Source organism: Streptosporangium sp. 'caverna', from assembly GCF_003203775.1.
GTDB lineage: Bacteria > Actinomycetota > Actinomycetes > Streptosporangiales > Streptosporangiaceae > Streptosporangium > Streptosporangium subroseum.
Genome location: NZ_CP029711.1, coordinates 6,247,499 through 6,268,902, shown reverse-complemented (window position 1 = coordinate 6,268,902; position 21,404 = coordinate 6,247,499). Strand labels below are relative to the sequence as shown.

The following is a 21,404-nucleotide window of genomic DNA, read 5'->3' as shown; positions in this document are numbered from 1 at the left end:
TCATCCATGCCCAGTAGCGCCCGCACCCGAAACGGGCTCGCCACCGCCGTCAGAGTTGTCCTCGTGGCTGTGGTCGCCCTGGCACTGAGCCTGGCGGCCGGATTCCCGGCACAGGCCGCCACCGGGCCGAGCATCACCAAGAAGCACTTCGGGACCCTGCCCGACGGCAAGAAGGTCGATGTCTACACTCTGCGGAACACCAACGGGATGCGGGTGAACATCCTCACCTATGGCGGCATCCTCCAGTCGATCGAGGTCCCCGACAGCCGGGGCAAGTTCGCCAACGTAACCCTCGGGTTCGACAATCTGCCTGACTATGTCAATAAGAGTCTGTACTTCGGCGCCATCGCCGGCCGGTACGCCAACCGCATCGCCAAGGGGCGGTTCACCCTGGGCGGCAAGACCTACCAGCTGGCCACCAACGACGGCCCCAACCACCTGCATGGCGGCGACAAGGGCTTCGACAAGCGGGTCTGGCAGGCCCAGCCGTTCAAGCGGAACGACAGCGTGGGGCTCGAACTGGCCTACACCAGCCCGAACGGCGAGGAGCACTACCCGGGGACGCTCCGTACCAAGGTCGTCTACACGCTGACGCACGACAACCGGATTCGGATGGACTACAGCGCCACCACCGGCAGGCCCACGATCGTCAACCTCACCAACCACGCGTACTTCAACCTGCGTGGTGAGGGCAACGGCCTCATCCTCGGCCACAGGCTGCAGATCAACGCCTCCCGCTACACGCCGATCGACAAGACGCTCATCCCCACCGGGAAGGTCGCCCAGCTGAGCGGGACGCCGCTGGACTTTCGCCGGCCCACCGCCATCGGCGAGCGCGTCAACAGCAAGGACCAGCAGATCGTGCGGAGCGGCGGGTACGACCACAACTACGTCCTCGACCGTCGCGGGCACGGCCTCGACCTGGCGGCCAGGGTCGTCGAGCCGGACAGCGGGCGCGTGCTGGAGGTCTTCACCGACCAGCCGGGCCTGCAGTTCTACTCGGGCAACTTCTTGGACGGCACGCTGCGCGGCACCGGCGGGCATCTCTACCCGAAGCGGTCCGGCTTCACCTTGGAGTCACAGCACTTCCCGGACTCGCCCAACCACAAGAACTTCCCCTCGACCGTCCTGCGGCCCGGCGACGTCTACCGGACCACGACGATCTACGCGTTCTCCGCGAAGTGACGGCCATGTGAAGAACATGTCCGTCCCTCTCCGGTGCGACTGCTGCGCCGTCCGCGGGGTTCGGCGGGCCTCGGCGGATGGCCCTCGACGGCCATCCGCCGGGACGGAGCGGCGGGTTCAGGCGGCGATGACCGTCTGCGGGTAGACCACGCTCGGATCCGCGGCCAGGGCCGCCTTGGCCTGAGCGCTGGCGTCGTCCACGAGGACCTCCGGCTTCCCGGCCTCGATGCCGTCAAGCGCCACACGCACGACGTCGGCGGGGTCGCTCTTCTCCACGTCGAAGCCGGCCATCATGTCGGTGTCGGCGGCGCCCAGGTGAAGGCCGGTCACCAGGGTCCTCTGGCCCGCGAGTTCGAGACGGATGCCGTTGGTGAGGCTCCACTCGGCCGCCTTCGCCGCGCTGTAGGCGCCTGCCCCGTCGTAGGAGATCCACGACAGGGCCGACAGCACGTTGAGAATCGCCCCGCCGCCGTTCGCGGCCAGAAGGGGAGCGAACGCCCGGACCACGTTGAGCGTGCCGAAGTAGTGCGTGTCCATCTCCAGCCGAACCTTCTCAAGGTCTCCGGAAACGAGGTTCTGATGGGTGGCGATGCCGGCATTGTTGATCAGAAGGGTGACGTCCGCCGCCGCGGCCGCCGCGGCGGCCACCGACGAGGGATCGGTGACGTCGAGCCGCAGCACCTCCACGCCGGGAATGTCGATGAGCTCGGGGGTGCGCGCCGTCGCATAGACCTTGCTCGCGCTCCGCTCCAGCAGGTGCAGGGCGAAGTGCCGGCCGAGGCCACGGTTGGCGCCGGTCACGAGGGCGACGGAACCGGAGATCTTCAAGGGAGCCTCCCGATGGGAACGAGTGTTCTTGCGGGCCGGGGCCGCCTGGTCGGGCCCCGAACCATGTACGGGCTACGCTAGAACCTGACGTTGACGTCAGAGGCAAGTACTGTGATCGGAAACACTTTCGGGAGGGACCGTGCGCATCGGCGAACTGGCGGCCCGCGCAGGCGTCAGCGTCCGGGCGCTGCGCTACTACGAGGAGCACAACCTGCTGGCCGCGGACCGCAGCCAGAGCGGACAGCGCCACTACCCCGAGAGCGCCGTGGACCGTGTCCAGCTCATCCAGCGGCTCTACGCCTCGGGGCTGTCCAGCAAAATGATCTTAAAGATGCTGCCCTGCATCGACGCTCCCGGGGATGCCGGCACCGAGCAGTCCATCGCGTTCCTCCTCGGCGGGCGAGAGCGGATCAACGCCCAGATCGCCGACCTGATCCGCACCCGGGACACGCTCGACGCCGTGATCCGCGACGCGAGAACATGCACCGTTCATGCCGGTCACCCCGAGACTCACACCGGGGCCCTCTCCGAGGAGAGCGGCCGGTCGGCTCCAGGGTCAGGCCGTTCCCTCCCCGGTTAGAGCAGCCGGATCGGGGTAGGACCGCCGCCATGGCAGGGGGGAAGAACTGGATCTCCCGTTGGCCGGTGTTCCGGCAGCTCATGGGAGAGAGCGGCAGGGGTGACGCCGCGCGTTCGGCGCGCACCGACGCGCTGAGGCCCCGCACCGAGAAGGCGGACAGCGTCGCCAAGTCGATCTGCCCGTACTGTGCGGTCGGTTGCGGTCAGCTCGTCTACGTCAAGGACGGCAGGGTCTCCCAGATCGAGGGCGATCCCGACTCGCCCATCTCCCGAGGCAGGCTCTGTCCCAAGGGATCGGCGAGCAAGCAGCTCGTCACCCATCCCGGACGGCAGACGCAGGTGCTCTACCGGCGGCCGCACGGCACCGAGTGGGAGCGGCTGGACCTCGAGACCGCGATGGACATGATCGCCGATCGGGTGATACGCACCCGGCGGGAGACCTGGCAGCAGGAGGAGGAGGGCAAGGTCGTCCGGCGCACCATGGGCATCGCCGGCCTGGGCGGGGCGACGCTGGACAACGAAGAGAACTACCTGATGAAAAAGCTCTACACCGCCATGGGCGCGATCCAGGTGGAGAACCAGGCCCGTATTTGACACTCCTCCACCGTCCCCGGTCTGGGGACCAGCTTCGGGCGTGGAGGCGCGACGGACTTCCAGCAGGACCTGGTCGAGTCCGACTGCATCGTCATCCAGGGCTCCAACATGGCCGAATGCCACCCGGTGGGGTTCCAGTGGGTGGTGGAGGCCAGGGCGCGCGGCGCGAAGGTGTTCCACATCGACCCGCGCTTCACGCGGACCAGTGCGATCGCCGACCGGTACATCCCGATCCGTGCGGGGAGCGACATCGTCCTGCTCGGCGCGCTGGTCAACCACGTGCTCACCAACGAGCTCGACTTCCGCGATTACGTGCTGGCCTACACCAACGCCTCGACGATCGTTTCCGAGGATTTCCAGGACACCGAGGACCTGGACGGGCTGTTCTCCGGCTTCGACCCGGAGACGCACACCTACAATCCGTCGAGCTGGGCCTATGAGGGTGCGGAGGAGGAGGCCGCCGCCGGGTTGCGCGGCGAGCAACTGGAGGGCGGCCGGCATCACGCCGAGGCCGCGGGCGCCGAGCAGTACGGCTCGGGCGGCGCCCCCGCGCCCTCGAAGCCTCCCACCGATCCGACGCTGACCCACCCTCGCTGCGTCTACCAGGTCCTCAGACGGCACTTCGCCCGCTACACCCCGGATCTGGTGGCCGAGCTGTGCGGCATCTCCCCGGAGGACTTCGCCGAGCTCGCCGACGCGATCACCGCGAACTCCGGCCGCGAGCGCACCACCGCCTGGGCGTACGCGGTCGGCTGGACCCAGCACACCGTGGGCGCTCAGTACATCCGCACGGCCTCGATCCTGCAGCTGCTGCTCGGCAACATGGGCCGTCCCGGCGGCGGCATCCTGGCGCTGCGCGGTCACGCCAGCATCCAGGGCTCCACCGACATCCCGACGCTGTTCAACATCCTGCCGGGATACCTGCCGATGCCCCACGCCCACCGGCACGAAGGGCTGGACGACTACCTGTCCCAGGCCGGGCCCGAGACGGGTTTCTGGGGCAGGAAGCGCTCCTACACGGTGAGCCTGCTCAAGGCGTGGTGGGGTGACGCCGCCACCGAGGAGAACGACTTCTGTTTCGACTACCTGCCGCGCCTCACCGGCGACCACGGCCACTACACCACCGTGATGGGACAGATCGACGGCACCGTGAAGGGCTACTTCGTGGTGGGGGAGAACCCGGCGGTCGGCTCCTCGGGCGGCAAGGCGCAGCGCCTCGGGCTGGCCAACCTCGACTGGCTGGTGGTGCGCGACCTGACCCTGGTGGAGACGGCCACCTTCTGGAAGGACGGCCCCGAGCTGGAGACCGGGGAGATGCGCACCGAGGGCATCGCCACCGAGGTGTTCTTCCTGCCCGCCGCGAGCCACGTGGAGAAGGAGGGCACCTTCACCAACACCCAGCGGCTGCTGCAGTGGCGGGAGAAGGCCCTTGAGCCGCCGGGCGACTGCCGGAGCGATCTGTCGTTCTACTACCACCTCGGCAAGCGGATCAGGCAGCGGGTGGGCGACGACGAGATCGACCGGCCGCTGCGCGAGCTGACCTGGGACTACCCCGAGCACGGGGAGCAGCGGGAGCCCTCGGGGGAGGCGGTGCTGCGCGAGATCAACGGCACCGGCCCCGACGGGCGGACGCTGTCGGCCTACACCGAGCTCAAGGCCGACGGGTCCACCCGGTGCGGCTGCTGGATCTACTGCGGGGTCTACGCCGACGAGGTCAACCAGGCGGCCCGGCGCAAGCCGGGGAGCGAGCAGACCCGGGTCGCGCCCGAATGGGGCTGGGCCTGGCCGGCCAATCGGCGCATGCTCTACAACCGGGCCTCCGCCGACCCCGAGGGCCGTCCGTGGAGCGAGCGCAAGGCCTACATCTGGTGGGACGCGGACAAGGGCGAGTGGACCGGACTCGACGTGCCGGACTTCGAGAAGAACAAGCCGCCCGACTACCTGCCCCCCGACGGGGCCCTGGCCGAGGCGGCGCTGGCCGGGACCGACCCGTTCATCATGCAGCCCGACGGCAGGGGCTGGCTGTTCGCCCCAGCGGGACTGGCCGACGGGCCGATGCCCGCGCACTACGAGCCGCACGAGTCGCCGGTGCACAACCCGCTGTACGGCCAGCAGTCCAACCCCGCGCGTGAGATCTACCCGCGCGCGGAGAGTCCCTACAACCCGCCGGAGTCGCCGCGCTTCCCGCACGTGCTCACGACCTACCGGCTCACCGAGCACCACACCGCGGGTGCCATGAGCCGGCCGCTGGCCTACCTCGCCGAGCTGCAGCCCGCGCTGTTCTGCGAGGTGTCCCCCCTGCTCGCCGCCGAGCTGGGACTGGTCAACGGGGGCTGGGCGACGATCGTGACGACCCGTACCGCCATCGAGGCCCGCGTCCTGGTGACCGACCGGGTCCGCCCGCTGCGCATCCAGGGCCGGGTGATCCACCAGATCGGTCTGCCGTACCACTGGGGCTGGGGCAGCGGTGGCCTGACGACCGGCGACGCCGTCAACGACCTGCTGCCCATCGTGCTCGATCCGAACGTCTACATCCAGGAGGGCAAGGCCGTGACCTGTGACCTGCGACCCGGCAGACGCCCCACGGGAAGGGCTCTGCTCGACCTGATCGAGGAGTATCGCCGTGGCTGAGCGGATGGGATTCTTCACCGACACTAGCATGGTGTACCCATAGGCTCCATATACTGGTGGGCATGAGCGACAGCGACCTGCTCCCCGAGGGTGCTCGCACCTTATCTGGCCTGCGCGTTGGCCTTTATGTCCGTATCTCCGACGACCGCGAGGAATTGGGCCGAGGAGTGGCCCGTCAGCTTGAAGACGCAACCGCCCACACTGTGCGTCGGGGTGCGACTCATACGCAGGTGTACGAGGAGAACGACACCAGCGCCTACAAGAAGCGGCGGCGAGTGGTCCGGAGCGAGGACGGCGACCCGTACTTCGTCTGGCGTGTGATCCGCCCGGTATGGCAGCAGATGCTGGCCGACCTCCGCCGTGGCGCGATTGACGCGGTCGTGGTCTACGACATCGACCGGTTAGCGCGTGACCCGCGTGACCTTGAAGACGCGATTGAGATCGCCCAGTACTGGGGCAAGCGCTTCGAGGGCGTGACCGGCTCGCTCGACCTCAACACGGACTCCGGCGTAGCGATGGCGCGCGTCATGGTGGCCATGGCGTCCAAGTCGTCCGCTGACACGGCTCGACGGGTGAAGCGGATGCACCGGGAGCTGGCTGAAAAGGGCATCTCGAAAGGCCCGTGGCGTCCGTTCGGCTGGAACGAGGACAGGACGACCGTGCACCCTGTCGAGGCGGAGTTGATCCGTGAGGCCGTGCGGAAGGTCCTGGCGGGCGTCCGTGTCGGCGGCATCGTGGCGGACTGGGATGAGCGCGGGGTCAGGACGACTCGCGGCAACAGGTGGGTGTGGACCAACCTGCTCCAGTTGCTGCGGAATCCACGCCTCTGCGGGTATCGGGGACGGGTGAATCAGCGGCTCAACGACAAGGGTGCGTACGTCAACGAGATGGAGATCGTCACCAGGTCGGACGGCACGGAAGTGCTCGGACAGTGGGAGCCGATCATTACCCGAGATGAGTGGGACAGGCTGATCAAGAGGATCGGCAAGCACGCGAAGCCGACCGGGCTTGCCGGAGGGGCCAGCGCCCGGAAGTACCTGCTGACCGGTTTCGCCCGGTGTGGGGTTTGCGAGGGTCATCTGAAGATGGCAGGCAACGCCGTCCCCCCCACCAAGCGATACCCGGTGGAGAACTTCTTCTACTACTGCTCCGGCGTGGAGCGTGGCGAATGTTCGGGCAACCGCCGGACAGGCCCGCCCGTTGATGAGCTGATCCGTGACCTGATCTTCAGGGTTCACGACCAGCAGACGAGCGGCGGCGTGGTCGAGGAACCCGGCGACACGCCGGAGGAGCTTGCCGTGCAAGCTCGGCTCGTCGACATCGATGAGTTGATGAAGGACCTGTACGAGCGGTGGAAGGCGAAGAGGCTGCCGTCCGACCGGTACTTCGCCATGTCCGATGATCTGGAGGCCGAGAAGGGGGAGTTGATGGCGAGCCGGGCCGCCACGACCCAGGTTGTCGCCGACGCCGACTTCGCCGACGCGGTCAGGTGGAACTGGGACGACGCCACACTGGATGAGAAGCAGGCGTTTTTCGCGAGGTTCCTGAAGGCGGTGATCATCCACCCGATCCCGCTCATGAAGAGCAAGAGCAGCGACAAGATGGTGCCATCCCCGAAGTTCAACCCGGACCTGATCGAGCCGGTGTGGATCCACGGCTCGCCGTTCCGATAGGACACCGGTCTCAGGCGGCAGGCCGCCTGGGGCGGGCGGACGGACGACTTCCGCTTACGCGGATGCCAAGGCAGGCATAGGCCGCCGCCCAATCCTCCGGGGAAAACCGGGGGGCGAGTGCTGCGTGGCGCTCCAGCCACGCCTCTCGCTTGCGTTCGTCCTCGCGCACGGGTGCCGGGTCATTCATCGTACGCACGGGGGAGCTATTCACCGCTTCCGCATTTGCCGGGTTGATCACGGCCATGATGCTAGGGAGGGGTTAGTTGGGATGGGCAAGCCCTGCGAGGAATTTAAAATTTACAGCTTTACTAGTTATGATGTTGTTTGCCACGCCACGGGCGCATCTGATATCCGCCCCGGAGGTTCCGCGTTTTCCCGAAGCCGCCGCCAGAACGTCACAGGGCTGCCCTGCAGCCGCTTGACGGGTAATCCGCCCAGGGCGGCATTGATGGGGCCGGAGAATGGCTCTCAGGGCCGCGTGGAGGCTAATGCGGCTGGGGGTGAGAGATGGGGCCGGGGGTGCCGGGTATCCCGCTGATGAATCGGCCGGAGGCCGTACCGGTAGCCGGAGATATTCACCCCCGGTTCCTCGGCTTTTTGTCTGCCCTACGTCCTCGGCGCCGGAGGTGCTGAGGAAGGTACGAAGTACCTTCAAGCTCACTTCAAGGGCTCACGTCAAAGTCTCTCCTCTATGTATGCAGCCAGCGACACCCCCTTCCTGCAGCCAGCGACACCCCTCCCATGCAGTGAGCGACACCCCTCCCATGCAGTGAGCGACACCCCCCATGCGGCCAGTGACACCCCCAAGGTGAGCAACGCCACGGGAAGGGGGGAAACCCCGGCCGGAATACCTGCCAAAGCTTCCCGGGACCTCCTAACTCGAAGCTGTAGGAATTTGCCCAATGGCCTAACTCGCAGCCCCTGTTGGAATGGCTCTCGGCGGTTCGCCAATTTGTGCGCCTACGATCTCAAACGCCGATCCTGCTACGGTTTTAGTAGGTCGAAATTCGACCAGGCAAAAGGCCCGCGAGTGCGGCTAACACTCCGGGCCTGTGAGACGAAGGATTGGCTTCATCTGATGACGAGTTTACCAGGTCAGAGCGCGAAGGTCCGATACTCGCAGCTCCCTGCGTCGGTCAGTTTCTCCGACCACCTCCAGCCTCTCGACGTAATCGCGTGGGCGTACGCCGACTGCTTCAAGTCGGATTTCAAAAAGATCGACGGCACCGGCATTAAGTGGCCAGTCATCAAGGTGTCGAAGATGGCGGCCGACCTCGGAGTCTCCAAGACCGTCCTGAACAAGTCCCTGGCTCGGCTCCGCGCCGCCGGATTCCTCCGCACCGAGCAGACCCAGACCGGCAACCGGATGATCCTCAGCGCGCGGGCCTCGATCGAGGACACCCTGAAGGGTCGCGAGTACCGGGAGAAGGACTTCACCAAGATCGGGATCGACCTGATCACCTCGGAGTTCGCGGCGATCAAGCTCCTCGTTCTGATCTTCATCGACCGGTTCAAGCAGGGCAACCCCACCGCGTACACCACCGAGAAGGAAATCGCGAAGTTCGTCGGCCGGGCCCACCGGACGGTTGGCGACTACGTGGCCGAGCTGAAGCACCACGGGCTGCTCGACCTCCGTGAGCGTGAAGACCGGATCGGCTACTTCGAGTACTGGATCATCCTGGACGCTCCCCTCGGCTCCGCCAGCTCTGGCGGCAGCACGAAGGCCGCCAGCGAGATCAAGATGGGCGGCTACGGGAAGCTCCCCACCCCGTACAGCTACGAGTACATGAGCCTCTGCCTCGACCTCCTGGACCTTTGGGTCGTCGGGGTGACCGGTAAGCCGCGTCCGCGATACGACCTGTTGGACTTCTACCCAACAGATCCCGAGCTGGTGGCCGAGGACGAGGCGGTCAACGACGCCATGGCGGTCATCGAGGAGGCCCTGCTGAGCACCGAAGATCCTGACCTCGTCCGGCAGCGGCTCGAAGACGGCCTGCAGACCTACGGCCTCGGGTACCCGGTGGAGTTCATCACCAAGGTTCTGGATTTCTCCGATCCCGATCCTGAGCACGACCCATTCAGCGACGCTGAGTTTGACGCCATCCTGGCCGCGAGCGACAGCCGAAACCACTGAGAGGCCTGGAAGAGGAGCCAGATTGAACCGCACCATGTCAGCCTTCCCGGCCGCGCCGTACTCAGCGGTCGTGTTCCCTGAAGACGAATTCCTGGTCATTCCTATGGCCCTGGTGGAGGCCGACGTGCCACCCGGGGCGGTCCGGCTATGGCTCTTACTAGCCCGGCTAGCGGAGGGTCACGCGGAGGTCGAGGTTTCCACGGTCCAGCTGGAGCAGCACACCGGTTGGCCAGCCGCCGAAATCGGCGGGCACGTGCGGGCCCTGTCCGCCGACGGCTGGGTAACGACCAGCAAGGGACGCGTGCCCAGTTCCTGCATCTACCGGCTCCAGCGCATGCCGACCGTCGAGCAGGTCAAGGAGTGGGCCGAGGACCTCGCCGAGCCGTGGCAATCGCCGACGACGACGGCCACCCGTCCCAGCGGACACGCAGGCCAGAAGCCCAACGCAGCGTTCTGGCGCGGATCGGTGGCAGACCCGCTACCCCAGCGGTAATCGGGCGAGCGACGGATCCCCGGAGGGGTAAGGGCTCTAACCTTGCAGCTTGACCGCGGTGCCGGTTATCACGAAGGTGCTCGAGCCGCCGCTCATCACCGTCTTGACGTCGACGATGCCATCCGCGCCGAGCCGCCCAGCCTGCTCGCTCAGTTGCTGCACCACTTTCTTGTATAACCTGTCGGTGCTCCAGCTGCCAGCGATCTGCGCATCCACAAGCACGAATCCGCGCACCTCGAAGGTGCGGCCGGCCAGATCCGGCAGGGTCGAAATCAGCACGTACAGAATCCTACGTCTTTGAATCAGCCTGCCAATTATTTTCCCGATGTATTTTCTGGGCAGGCCTGATTTGTCGCTCCCGTGGCGTTTCCGCAGGTAGAAAAGTTGTCGGGAAAATAATCGGCCTGTCGGAAAAAGCATCCTCAGCAGGTATTAATCATGGCTGAGACGTCCACCAGGGCGAGGAAATCGGCGTCGTCGAGAGCTGGCCCACAGACAGGGGCGTGCGAGGACTTCGCACGCTTCCCCGGCGCTGACCAGGTACGCCCTGCATGCCGACGTTCACCTTCCCGGCGACGCCCATCAGGCTCAGAAAATCGGCCTGCATGGTGACGGGACGTCCAAGAGCACCACCAGACAGGGCACCGTCCAGCAGGCGGCCCAGCATCCCAACTTCGCCGGCAAATGCTCACCGCCGTGGCTTTGAGCCCTCGATGACCGCATAACCGCAGGTCAAAAAATCGCGGAAAATACGAGCGTCACCACCTGGCCCTCGTCGACATCCCGCACAGACCCTTCGGGGGGGACACCCCCGGGCAGGAAATCGGCGCCCCTCGATGCATCTCAGCTGCACACAGAGGGTAGATAGCCATGCGACGTCATCCCCCGTGTGAAGGGTCGCCCCCCGTGGTCCAGATGAACGACGCCGACGCCATACGCCAACGGTGGATCGCCAACGGCAGGCAGCCGTGTGATCATGCCGAGCGAGCAAAGGAGTATTACCTAGGCACGCAGACCGGGGACTTTCGGTGCACGAACTGTGGGGCAACGTTCATCACCAGAGACGGCGACCCGGTCGAGCGCGACTAGGCCAGAAAATCGGCGTCCCTCGATGCGGTCCCGTTCCATCCCCCTACAGCGACACCGTCACGTCATGTGCCGCATGGTGCCCACCGTGGCCGCGTCGGCCGGGTTAGCGCCCCGAATTTGAGCCGCAACCCTGTGACCCCCAGGCAACCTGAGCACGCGCCTGGCCAGGGCCAGTACCAGTCCCTACCTGGAGCTACGGTCCACGGTGATCCCCCAGTTGAGGGCTTTGAGGCGGTTTACCTGAGCGACAACGGCACAGAGCGACGGGTGTCGTTGGCTCGCCTGGTGGCGCTCCGTACGGCCGGCCCCGGGAACTGGCCGTAGCTGGACTTCAAGGAGCCCCCGCTCGTCTATTCGGAGGCGGGCGGAGGCTCGCCTGATGCTGGAGGCCGCATACCGGTACAGACACAAGCGCAACACGTCAGCCTTGGTGATTGACTACCTGAAGCGTTCAAGCAAACACTTAGAGTAAGGAGCCCCTCCAGCGCCATGCTCCGCACATACGAACTCATAGCAGGAGCAGCGCATGAATGTCCCAAGGACGCCGGAAGACGCGTACCAGCACGCCGGAATCGAAAACTCAAACCGACGAGCCTTCTTGGCCCAGACGCTTAGTGTGACAGCTGGTCTCGCCGGAGCCGCAGTGACGGCCGGGGTATGTGCCGTTCCGGCCGTCGCCAAAGAGTCCAAGCTACGGGCGGCGCAAAACATCCGAGCCCTCGTCGGCATCGTCAGAGTTGACGGCAGGGATAAAAGTGATATCGGCAAGGACGATTACATCCACGAACCACGAGCGGTGGACCGGCTCCTCATCGAAAATCAGGACACGCTAATTCCCGAGGTCCATGACTACAGATGGGGCGGGGAATGCAGGGTGGAGATCGACATGCATGCCAGGCTCCTGCCCCCGAGAGATGGCGCGAGCGTGGGGAACATTGATGTCTGGGGTCAGGCGCGATTCTACGAGGGCGATTCGGAAAGCACCAATGAGCTGGAAGACTCGAAAAACTTCTCCTTCTCCGTTCCGCAGCATTTCCGCGGAGGCGCTTCGATCAGATACGTGGTAGATATGAAGAACCCGGTGCTGATCGGTGGGGACGATTGGGCTGTGGTCACATTTGAACTGAAAAACAGATCTCCGGAATAGGGATCGCCCAACCAAACGCTGCGAGGGCGGAAGGCGAATGCCGCCCAGCAAAAACCTGGTCGGGATGACAGGATTTGAACCTGCGGCCCCTTGACTTTTAGTCAAGTGCTCTGCCAAGCGCTGGCTGTCGACCCCGTACCGTCGGCCGCCAGCTCTCGGCCGAGGCCGCACGCCAGCGACTCCCGGTAGATCAGGTGTCGGAGCCAGTCACGTCCTCGGTGAACAGGGCTCGCACTCGCTCGACAAATTGGGTCTCCCGAAGCCGTCGGGCATACGGCTCAAGTACACCCTCCTCCTGAGCGATTCGGTGCATGCCCAGAATTTGGGCGCGAGTATAGCGACGACGTGTACCGCGTATGTCAGCGCTGATGGTCCGGTTTTTAGTGGCCGGGATGACGCCGGACTTCTCCCACTGACGAACGGTGTCAGTCGCGCGGTTCAGAACGACGGCCAGTGCCCCGATGCGGAAGAGATCGAAGTCCCTGCCGCGCTGCGAGACCTGCGGCCGGAATCCTCGCAGCAGATCTGCTGGTGACTTCTGGGCAGGCGGAGGTTGCTCAAGATCGGGCGGAGGTTTCTGAGCAGGCGGAGCGGCGACCGTCGGGGAGTCGTCGGCTCGCTCCTGCCGCCGAGAATCCGGCTGGCCGAGTTGGGCACGGCTGTTCCGCAGGGCAAAGCGAATGACATCACTCTGGCGGGCCCGGAGGTTGCCCCCACCGATGTCGAAAAGATCAAGGCCGTACTCCCGGGCGAAGGCGAGGACCCAGTGGTTGTAGACGTCCAGGTATTCGGCGATCCTCCAGACGCTCCACAAGGGATCGTCTTCTTCAGTCGGCATGACCGCCGTAGCGTACTCAAAGCCGGACGCCGCCACCTACCGGTAGCCGTTGACCAACTCCGCAGGACACGTGATGTCCCATTCGTCGGGGCGTGGGCGCAGAGACCATCTCGGCGTCTGGGAGCAGTGGCCTGAACCCGTCAGCGATGCCGCCTGCAACGTGAGCCGCACACACCCTGTCGCGATTCGATCACTTAGGTCCGCTGAAGGACTGATTGCGATGCAATGGCTGGATGATACTTATGGCTGAGGTTGAGAACGGGCTGTCTGCGGTCAGTGTGTTCAGCGTAGTGGCCACTATTGGCGGCTTGATCATCCTCGTGCGCAGCATGCACCGTCAGAACGATCGCCGCATGGACTTTGCGCGCGAAGACACCAGGAAGCGGCTGCAGCGTCAGGTAGAAGCCGTGAACCAGGCGTTCAGTCTGGCTACCACCCTTATGAACGGTCTCCACCGCGAATTCGAGGCGCAGCAGGCTACCCGCGAAGCCCTTCTCACCAAGGTCGAAGACCAGCAGCGACTCCTGGAGGTCAACCAGGAACAGGCCGAGAAGATTCGACACATCCTGGTCGGCGAGACCAAGGCCACGATCCGCGCCGAGCGACGGACGCAGTGGATGTTCTTCTTCCTCGGCGTCGGTGTGTCCATCCCGATCGGCATCGCTATCAACCTGCTCGTGCCCTGATATGCGCAACGCGCCCAGCCCCATTTTTCAAGGCCGGACGCGTTCGGGGTCTGGAGCTACAGGCCAGCCACCGGGTTGTCGGTCCAGCGGTCGCCCTCCTCCAGGTACCCGAGCAGCGCGGTGCTGCCGTCCTTCCAACCACCGTGGCGGCCGATCCTCTCCAGGCTCGCACCGGCCCGCCGGGCAGCCGTGGCGAACCCGCGCCGGAGGCTGTGCCCGGTCCAGCTCCCTTCCAGCCCCGCGCCCTCGGCAACCTTGGTGACCACGTCGGCGGCGGCCTTCGGAGTCATCCGGCCGGAGACATCCCCGATCGCCACGCCCTTCCGCGTCATCGACGCCGCGACCTTCCCGTGCCGGTCGATGCGGATGAACAGCGGGCCCGTGGTGCGCTCGGCGGCGACCATGGCGACGAGCAGGGCCCGCACCGCCCGGACGGGGCACGTGGCCGGGTTGCTGCCGTAGGGAACGGCGGTCTCGGTGAAGGTCTTGACCTTGGACCGGTAGACGTTGATCAACAGGCCGTCCTCGGTCTCCCGGACGTCATCGAGGTTGAGCGCCACCAGCTCGGAGATTCGCGCGGCCGTAGCGTAGCCGAGGAGCAGCAGGGCGGCATTGCGCTTCCCGGACAGCGTCCCCCGGTCCAGGGCGGCCAGCATCGACCGCAGGGCATCGGGGACAGCGGGCTCGGCCTTCCGCGTCTTTGCCTGCGTGCTGTGCGTGGTGGCCAGCTTCGCCTTGTAGCCAGCCAGCACCCGGCGAGCTCCCTTGGTCTGCGGCGGCGTCTCGTCGGCGAAGCCGTGCCACGTGGCGATCGAGGCCAGCGCCCGGTCAATGCTCGCCGGTCCCAGCGGCTTACCGGTCCGGGCGGAAATGGCGGTCGTCAGGTGGGTGACGTACTCGGTCACGGTCTGCGGCGTGGCAGGGAGGGAGACGCGACCAGTCGACGCGCACCACACGGCGAACGCGTTCCAGTCCTTGGTGTAGGCGCGCAGGGTGCTGGCGGGCATCCCGGCCTTGACTGCCTCCTGTGCGGCGGCGCTCAGGGAGTAATCGGCCTCGGTGTGGGCGACCATCCCGGCGGCCGGAGCGTAGGCGGGCACGATCTCGGCCGGGGTGATCACAACGAGCTCGGCGGTGCGGGAGGCGGTCTCAGTCACGGGGGTGTCCTCCGGGTAGATCCTCAACCAGTTTCTGGCTTCTGAGAAGTCAGCTTATCAGTAGCCAGGCCATAAATGATCTACCTTCGATCCCGTATGGTCACGTTCGAGTCACGATGATGATCGGCGGCAAGAAATCGGCCTAATGCCTACGGCGGGCCTGCTAAGGCGTGGTTGGAGCTGACGGCACCGCGTCATCACGATGGAGCATCCCGGTGCCGTCCGGCCCCGCAATGACCGTCCAGCCCGCTGGCCAAGAGTGAGCCCCCGCTGGCTGGAGCACACGAGAATCGTTGAATATGGCCCCCCAAGCGAAGGCCGCCTCGTCGAACACAGCTTCTCCGATGAAGGCCACCCCGAGGAACCAAGCGTGCCCGGTGAAGGTCACCCCGTTGAACCAGGTGTCCCCGGTGAAGGTCACCCCGTTGAAGCGGGCGTCCCCGGTGAAGGTCACCCCGTTGAACCGGGCGTCCCCGGTGAAGCTCGCCTCCGAGAACTCGGCACGCCCGGCGAAAGTCGCTTTGAGGAACCAGGTGTACCCAGAGAAGGTCACCCTGCTGAACCTTGCGTTCTTGGTGAAGGTCACCACTTCGAACCCTGCGTCCCCGGTGAAGGTCACCCCCTCGAACTCGGCGTGCCCGGTGAAGGTCGCCCGGCCGAACCGGGCGTTCCCGGTGAAAGTCGCCTCGCCGAACTGGGCACGCCCGGTGAAGGTCGCCTCGCCGAACCGGGCGTTCCCGGTGAAAGTCGCCTCGCCGAACCGGGCGTCCCCAATGAAAGCCACCCCGATGAATTGACCATCGTGGATGTGACAGGACATGAAATCGGCGTCGATGAGGGTCGCGCCGGTCAGGTCGATCCGCATGCCCTTCCAAAAGCGCGAGTCAGCGGTCACTGTGTCGCGCTGGTCGACGGTGCATTCGTCACGAAGGTGCTCCGTCAGGATTCGCTGAGCGGTAAGACGAACCTGCCGTTCACCCTCTGCGTCGGTGAAGTCGGCTTCAGTCTGCCTGGGGCCCGGAGGTCGTGAACCAGGGACGACGGTGCCAGGCACGGTATACGGCATGCGCAGGTAGGCACAGATCACATTCACGATCGTCTGCCGGTGGTCGGGATCGCCCTGTGCCAGGCGCTCCAGGGCGTACAGCCCACCCAGCCGGACGGCGGCCTTACCACTGCCGAGCTGCTCGACCGCCTTGATGTACAGCTCGGTGATCCGGCGCTCGGTCGCATCTTGTTTGTTATGTTCGGCGACGCGGTCAGCCAGTTCAGCGGCGCGGTCGGCCTGCTTGCTTGTGATCAGGGTGGCGAGCTCCTGGTGCCGCTGGCGACGGAAGGCCAGCATCACCGTGATAGCCGCCCCGATCCCAGCACCGGCCGCCAGCGCAGTCTGGATCGCGCCTTGGCGTGCGGTCGCCACCTCAGCGGGCTTCAGCACCGGGGGTAGGCCGCTCAGCAACCACCAGGCCACTCCATAGACGGCGCCACCGACCAGCAGTGCAGCCGGGACGATCCACCACCCAGCAGGCCGGGGCTCGCGCAATGTCAGCGGGGTAGCCGGCAAAAGGTCGGGGGAGGGAGGACGACGACGGCGGAGCCGTTCAGGCAGGCGCATACCGCCATATCAACCGATGACGCCAGTCCTTGCTGGTCGATCTCCCGATCGTTATCGTGCAGCACCATAGCGAGGTGGGAAACGGTGACCAGGGAGCACTTCCGCGATCACGATTAGCCATCACCAACGGACATCGCCCACCGCGTTCGCAATGACCGGCCACCGTGGAAGTCATGAGATTTCGGCGCGTCTCCGAAGCGGTCATGAGGTTCCTGCGCAGCCTCTCCCAGGTCCCGGGATTCCTAGGCAACTCCCCTCGGTTCGTCGTCACCCTGCTGGCGTTGGCCCTGGTCGCGGTTCTGGCGTGGTTGCTCGGTCCCGGCGCAAAATGGGTGCTGACCACTCTTGATGACGTCGATGTCACCAAACTGGATCCCAAGGACCTGACCACGGCAGTCGACGCGGTGCGCGGGCGTGTACTGACCGTCGCCACTGGGCTGGTCGCCCTGGTCGCGGTGTATTACACAGCCCGCAACGCCGCCACAGCGCGCCGAACGCTCGAACTAAGCGAGCAGAACTACCGCAGCACCGTCGAGATGAGCGACCGCACCTACCGCCTGAGCGAGCAAGGCCATGTCACCGACCGGTACACCAAGGCCATCGAACAGTTGGGCTCCGACAAGCGCGACATCCGCCTCGGCGGCATCTACGCCCTCGAACGCATCGCCCGCGACTCGGCCCGCGACCGTCCCACCATCATGGATGTACTGGCCGCATTCATCCGCGAGCACTCCCATGACGACAAAGCCGAGGAGTCTTCGACTGCCAAGTCTCCCGCCACTGATATTCGAGCCGCCCTCACCGTCATCGGCCGCCGAGACATCCCAGACGACGAGCCCGTGCGCCGGATTGACCTTGCTGGCGCGGACCTCAGCCGCGCGAACCTCCGCCGCGCGAACCTCAGCCACGTGAACCTCTACCGCACGAACCTCTACCGCGCGGACCTCTACCGCGCGGACCTCACCGGCGCGTACCTCCGCCGCGCGGACCTCCGCCGCGCGGACCTCACCCGCGCGAACCTCACCGGCGCGAACCTCACCGATACGGACTTGACCGATACGGACTTGACCGGCGTGATTGGCTTATCCGTGGAATGGCGACAGGTGAGCCCTGAGGAACCTCAACCCTGATAGCAGACAAGGGGTTTCGAGGCTCTCGCGTAGTCGAGCTCGTCCCCTGATGTTCAGGGTGTCCGGCGGCCGGGGACTCGGTACGTCTTCCGTTTCACGTACCGGGTGACGTACGCATGCCGTCGATAGCACGGCCGGGCTCGATGACGCGCGTCGGCCTGGCCCACGGTGCCCGGTATCGGCCTGGCCCGCGTGGCCGAGCTCGCCGCCGTCGTCGGCTCCGCCGTGGCACATGCCCACGAAATCGGCGCGGTCGCTAACCTGCCTCCCTGCCTACGTGCTCGGCGTCGGCCTGCCCTTGACATTCACAAATAAAAGCCGAGAGGGGGGCACCCTTAAGTCGGCCCTCTCAGGAGATCCCTGCCTGGTCTTTCGCGTAGTTATCAGTCCTACGCGTGTGACAGTGGCCTCTTCCGAGGAATGGCACGAAAGGACGTCGTAAATGGTGAGAGCGTTGGGCCGGGTTCAGAAGTGGAGCGCGACCGTCCCGATGTTGAGGATCAGCGATCGGATTGAGGCCATCGCGTCGGCGTTGGCGTTCATCAGCGCGGCCAGCCGGTCAGACACCAGCCGCTCGGGGGCCGAGGCCCAGAGGCCTTGAACCATGGGATATGTCACATCCGGTCGATAGGATCTTGGGTATGGATACCGAGGCGTTGATGCAGGCCCCGCAACTGCCGCCGATGCTCGAGCGACCGGAAGGGCCGGTGACGCTGTCGGCCGAGCAGGCCTACGACATCTACAAGGCCCTATTTCGCACGGTCTACGTCCTGGACGCGTCCAAGGAAGCGGTGGACGAGCTGGAGGACAAGCAGGACGCCGCGCTCGCCCTCATGGCGTCCCTGATCACGCCCAGTTGAGGTCGTCGTAGGGCATCCTGAACGAGTTGCGCGACGGCTTGGTCGCCTTGTGCACGACCCAGGCGGTGCCCTGGCCCTGGTTGACCGTTTTCATCCCGGTGCGCTCGGAGGCGTCGCGGACGATGGTCCTGAACAGGTCGTAGCGGCCCTGCGAGCCGAGGCCTCGGGGTGTCTTGTGCTCCAGGTCGCCCCGGCCGATCACGCCGTCGTGCATGTGGACGTTGGCCGTCACCGGGTGCGGGTCGTCGAGGTCGTGGATGTTCCGGAAGAAGTTGCCGGTTTCGATTCCCATGGGCAGAGCCGTTCTCCGGATCCTTGCCCGCCAGTCGCCGCGCGTGGGTCTATGGACCTCCTGCATGGCTACCGACTTAAAACGTTTGGGGAGGTTCTGCCATGACCGAGCACCGTCCGCGCTTTTCCACCTACGTGCGGGTGGGCGGATCGACCAACGGGCCCGACCGGCTGTACCAGGGGGCCTGCGACAACTGCGCATGGCGCGGCGACGACTTCGAAACCAAGGCCGAGGTGCAGGAGCAGGCCGACGATCACAAGCAGAACGGCGCCTACGTGCCGTGGCCCCGCCGCGGTGGGTCGGTCAACGGTTGAACTGACCGCCGAGCGGCTCGCCCTGACCAAGGACCCCGCCGCCCGCACCCGCAAGGCCGACCCGGCCGTGCCGGACGCCCTGCGTGCGATGCTGGCCATGCTCGACCCTGGCCGGGAAGCGCGACACCGTGGCCCTGCTGCTCGGCTACGCCTGCGCCGCCCGCGTCTCCGAGCTGGTCGCCCTGGACATCGCCGACGTCCGCGAGACGCCCGAGGGCCTGCTCGTCACCATCTACCGCCGCAAGATCAAGCAGTCCACCGAGACGGCCGTTCCGTACGGCTGTATCCCGGCCACCTGCCCCGTCCGCGCGGTGCGTGACCTTCTGACCGACATGGCCGAGGCTAGCCGTACCTCCGGCCCGCTCCTAGTCCGCATCACCCGCCACGGCCGTATTGCCCCGCCGCTGACTAGGAGCGGCAAAGAGATTGGCGACCCCAGCAGCCGCATGACCTCGGATGCTATCGCCGACGTCGTCGCCCGTATCACCGAGGCTGCCGGACTGGAAGGCCGCTGGACCGGTCACTCCCTGCAGCGCGGCTTCGCGACGGCGGCCTGCTGTGCTGGCGCTGCCCTGGAAAGGATCGGCCGTCATGGTGGTTGGGCCGACGGCTCGAAGGCCCTGCTCGGCTACCTGGAGGAGGGCGACCGCTAGACCGACAACCCGGTGACCGGCCTGTAGCCGCGCGGCCTCGTCGGCCGCCGGGAGCGTCCGCCCCTGCTGCGTGGTGGGCGCTCTCGTCGTTGCCGGCCCCTGCGGCTGCCTGGCCTCGTCGCCAGCTCGGCGCGGCGCCGTCGGCAGCCGGGCCTCCAGCCTTAGAAAAACGACCCCACCCTCCCTTAAACCGGCCTCCCGTACGGCACCCCGTCTGGTCTTTCACGTAGCTGACGGCCCTATAGACGAGACAGTGGCCTCCGCCGAAGAATGGCCGCCGGAGGCGAATTCCCGGCGCTGGTTTCGAGTTCGAGATCTGCCCGCATGGAGCCCCGGCCCGGAGGCTGGGGTGAAATGCTGATGGACCAAACCCGCTGGGCGGTGTTCGAGCCCCCGCAATGGGGCCCAGCCTGGAGACTGGGTGAAACGTGTCCGGGGCAATGTACGTGCGGATCATGAACTCGCCGCAATGGAGCCCAGCCAGGAGGCTGGGATGAAACTCGAGGGGTGGCGCTCCACGCCGCAGATCAACAACCTGCCGCAATGGGGCCCAGCCAGGAGGCTGGGATGAAACGTTCGGCGACTGCCAGATCTGGACCGGCCACGAGCTGCCGCAATGGGGCCCAGCCCCGGAGGCTGGGATGAAATACGCGGCGGTGCGGACACACCGCAAGGTTGTAGCCGCCGCAATGGAGACCAGCCAGGAGGCTGGGATGAAACTTGGCAGGGCGGGGGAACGGGATGTTGTTGGACTCGCCGCAATGGGGCCCAGCCTGGAGGCTGGGTGAAACCCCTGCTGGAGTGCACCCGCGAGTGGATGCGGGTCCTGCCGCAATGGAGCCCAGCCTGGAGACTGGGTGAAACGGTCAGGACATCCGCGGTTTGCGGGGCCATGGCCTGGCCGCAATGGGGCCCAGCCTGGAGGCTGGGATGAAACCGTCACGGCCGGCACCGGTGACCTGCTCAACATCGTGCCGCAATGGAGCCCAGCCTGGAGACTGGGTGGAACGCTGCGCTGCTTGCCGACCGACAGCACGCGCACCGGGCCGCAATGGAGCCTAGCCAGGAGGCTGGGATAAAACCGACGCGATCGGGAAGGCGCAGCAGGTCGCGGGCAAGCCGCAATGGAGCCCAGCCAGGAGGCTGGGATGAAACACGAAGAGGAGTTCGCGGCCCGGATCGGCGACACCGTGCCGCAATGGAGCCCAGCCAGGAGGCTGGGATGAAACAAGCCGGTGATGATCACGAATGGCGATGTGCGGGTCCTGCCGCAATGGAGCCTAGCCTGGAGACTGGGTGAAACCACCGGCCTGCCCGATCCGCCCGTTCGCCGGCACGGTGCCGCAATGGAGCCCAGCCAGGAGGCTGGGATGAAACACATGATCACTTAGGCCATCGCCGTCCCAGTCGTAGCCGCAATGGAGCCCAGCCAGGAGACTGGGTGAAACCAGCAGACCCAGTAGGGCTTCTACTTCGGATCGGACGCCGCAATGGAGCCCAGCCTGA

General features: G+C 66.0%; 19 protein-coding genes. 12 read left to right on the top strand and 7 right to left on the bottom strand.

Going from position 1 to position 21,404, the window contains the following annotated elements:
- Positions 1–6: 6 nt before the first annotated feature.
- On the top strand, positions 7–1,185 hold the full coding sequence (locus DKM19_RS27475) for an aldose epimerase family protein (protein WP_110699456.1): 1,179 nt from the start codon (positions 7–9) through the stop codon (positions 1,183–1,185).
- A 117-nt stretch (positions 1,186–1,302) separates the two neighbouring features.
- Here DKM19_RS27475 and DKM19_RS27470 read toward each other — a convergent pair whose 3' ends face one another.
- A complete protein-coding gene (locus DKM19_RS27470; RefSeq protein ID WP_110699454.1) occupies positions 1,303–2,013 on the bottom strand; it encodes an SDR family oxidoreductase in 711 nt (236 codons plus the stop codon).
- A gap of 139 nt (positions 2,014–2,152) precedes the next feature.
- Between DKM19_RS27470 and DKM19_RS27465 the strand changes: the two genes are divergently transcribed.
- The 5 genes from DKM19_RS27465 to DKM19_RS27445 all read left to right on the top strand — a co-directional run bounded on the left by DKM19_RS27465 (position 2,153) and on the right by DKM19_RS27445 (position 10,117).
- Positions 2,153–2,593 (top strand): MerR family transcriptional regulator, encoded by a 441-nt coding sequence (locus DKM19_RS27465; protein ID WP_110699453.1) that lies wholly within the window; start codon positions 2,153–2,155, stop codon positions 2,591–2,593.
- Between the two features lie 29 nt (positions 2,594–2,622).
- Positions 2,623–5,817 carry a formate dehydrogenase gene (gene fdh / locus DKM19_RS27460; RefSeq protein ID WP_110699451.1) on the top strand — a complete coding sequence of 1,065 codons (3,195 nt, stop codon included), beginning with the start codon at positions 2,623–2,625 and terminating at the stop codon, positions 5,815–5,817.
- A 62-nt stretch (positions 5,818–5,879) separates the two neighbouring features.
- Positions 5,880–7,490: a recombinase family protein gene (locus DKM19_RS27455; RefSeq protein WP_162641815.1), complete on the top strand. Its 1,611-nt coding sequence runs from the start codon at positions 5,880–5,882 to the stop codon at positions 7,488–7,490.
- Between the two features lie 1,078 nt (positions 7,491–8,568).
- The gene (locus DKM19_RS27450) at positions 8,569–9,624 is read left to right on the top strand and encodes a hypothetical protein (protein ID WP_110699447.1); all 1,056 of its coding nucleotides are present in this window, start codon (positions 8,569–8,571) and stop codon (positions 9,622–9,624) included.
- Positions 9,625–9,646: 22 nt separating this feature from the next.
- Positions 9,647–10,117, top strand: coding sequence for a hypothetical protein (locus tag DKM19_RS27445; RefSeq protein WP_162641813.1), 471 nt, complete (start codon positions 9,647–9,649; stop codon positions 10,115–10,117).
- 36 nt (positions 10,118–10,153) lie between these two features.
- On the opposite strand, the gene DKM19_RS27440 is transcribed toward DKM19_RS27445, so the two are convergent.
- Complete coding sequence (locus DKM19_RS27440; protein WP_110699443.1) at positions 10,154–10,396, bottom strand: hypothetical protein; 243 nt, start codon at positions 10,394–10,396, stop codon at positions 10,154–10,156.
- A 1,336-nt stretch (positions 10,397–11,732) separates the two neighbouring features.
- On the opposite strand from DKM19_RS27440, the gene DKM19_RS27430 reads away from it, so the two are divergent.
- The gene (locus DKM19_RS27430) at positions 11,733–12,353 is read left to right on the top strand and encodes a hypothetical protein (protein WP_162641812.1); all 621 of its coding nucleotides are present in this window, start codon (positions 11,733–11,735) and stop codon (positions 12,351–12,353) included.
- Between the two features lie 190 nt (positions 12,354–12,543).
- Here the strand turns inward: DKM19_RS27430 and DKM19_RS27420 are convergent, their stop codons facing one another.
- Positions 12,544–13,191 (bottom strand): hypothetical protein, encoded by a 648-nt coding sequence (locus DKM19_RS27420; protein WP_162641811.1) that lies wholly within the window; start codon positions 13,189–13,191, stop codon positions 12,544–12,546.
- A gap of 242 nt (positions 13,192–13,433) precedes the next feature.
- Between DKM19_RS27420 and DKM19_RS27415 the strand changes: the two genes are divergently transcribed.
- On the top strand, positions 13,434–13,877 hold the full coding sequence (locus DKM19_RS27415) for a hypothetical protein (protein ID WP_110699435.1): 444 nt from the start codon (positions 13,434–13,436) through the stop codon (positions 13,875–13,877).
- Between the two features lie 56 nt (positions 13,878–13,933).
- Here DKM19_RS27415 and DKM19_RS27410 read toward each other — a convergent pair whose 3' ends face one another.
- On the bottom strand, positions 13,934–15,034 hold the full coding sequence (locus DKM19_RS27410; protein ID WP_204358263.1) for a tyrosine-type recombinase/integrase: 1,101 nt from the start codon (positions 15,032–15,034) through the stop codon (positions 13,934–13,936).
- Between the two features lie 163 nt (positions 15,035–15,197).
- A complete protein-coding gene (locus DKM19_RS27405) occupies positions 15,198–16,649 on the bottom strand; it encodes a pentapeptide repeat-containing protein (protein ID WP_110699433.1) in 1,452 nt (483 codons plus the stop codon).
- Positions 16,650–16,852: 203 nt separating this feature from the next.
- On the opposite strand from DKM19_RS27405, the gene DKM19_RS27400 reads away from it, so the two are divergent.
- Positions 16,853–17,779, top strand: coding sequence for a pentapeptide repeat-containing protein (locus tag DKM19_RS27400; RefSeq protein WP_162641809.1), 927 nt, complete (start codon positions 16,853–16,855; stop codon positions 17,777–17,779).
- Positions 17,780–18,244: 465 nt separating this feature from the next.
- Here the strand turns inward: DKM19_RS27400 and DKM19_RS49835 are convergent, their stop codons facing one another.
- Positions 18,245–18,385 (bottom strand): hypothetical protein, encoded by a 141-nt coding sequence (locus tag DKM19_RS49835; RefSeq protein WP_162641808.1) that lies wholly within the window; start codon positions 18,383–18,385, stop codon positions 18,245–18,247.
- A 35-nt stretch (positions 18,386–18,420) separates the two neighbouring features.
- Here DKM19_RS49835 and DKM19_RS27395 point away from each other — a divergent pair, with 35 nt between their 5' ends.
- A complete protein-coding gene (locus DKM19_RS27395; protein WP_110699430.1) occupies positions 18,421–18,639 on the top strand; it encodes a hypothetical protein in 219 nt (72 codons plus the stop codon).
- Here the strand turns inward: DKM19_RS27395 and DKM19_RS27390 are convergent.
- Positions 18,626–18,931: a hypothetical protein gene (locus tag DKM19_RS27390; protein ID WP_110699428.1), complete on the bottom strand. Its 306-nt coding sequence runs from the start codon at positions 18,929–18,931 to the stop codon at positions 18,626–18,628. The two genes, DKM19_RS27395 and DKM19_RS27390, sit on opposite strands and share 14 nt — an antisense overlap.
- Before the next feature lie 101 nt (positions 18,932–19,032).
- Here DKM19_RS27390 and DKM19_RS27385 point away from each other — a divergent pair, with 101 nt between their 5' ends.
- Positions 19,033–19,245, top strand: coding sequence for a DUF6349 family protein (locus DKM19_RS27385; protein WP_110699426.1), 213 nt, complete (start codon positions 19,033–19,035; stop codon positions 19,243–19,245).
- Positions 19,246–19,328: 83 nt separating this feature from the next.
- The gene (locus DKM19_RS27380; RefSeq protein ID WP_110699424.1) at positions 19,329–19,898 is read left to right on the top strand and encodes a tyrosine-type recombinase/integrase; all 570 of its coding nucleotides are present in this window, start codon (positions 19,329–19,331) and stop codon (positions 19,896–19,898) included.
- The last annotated feature ends 1,506 nt before the right edge of the window (positions 19,899–21,404 follow it).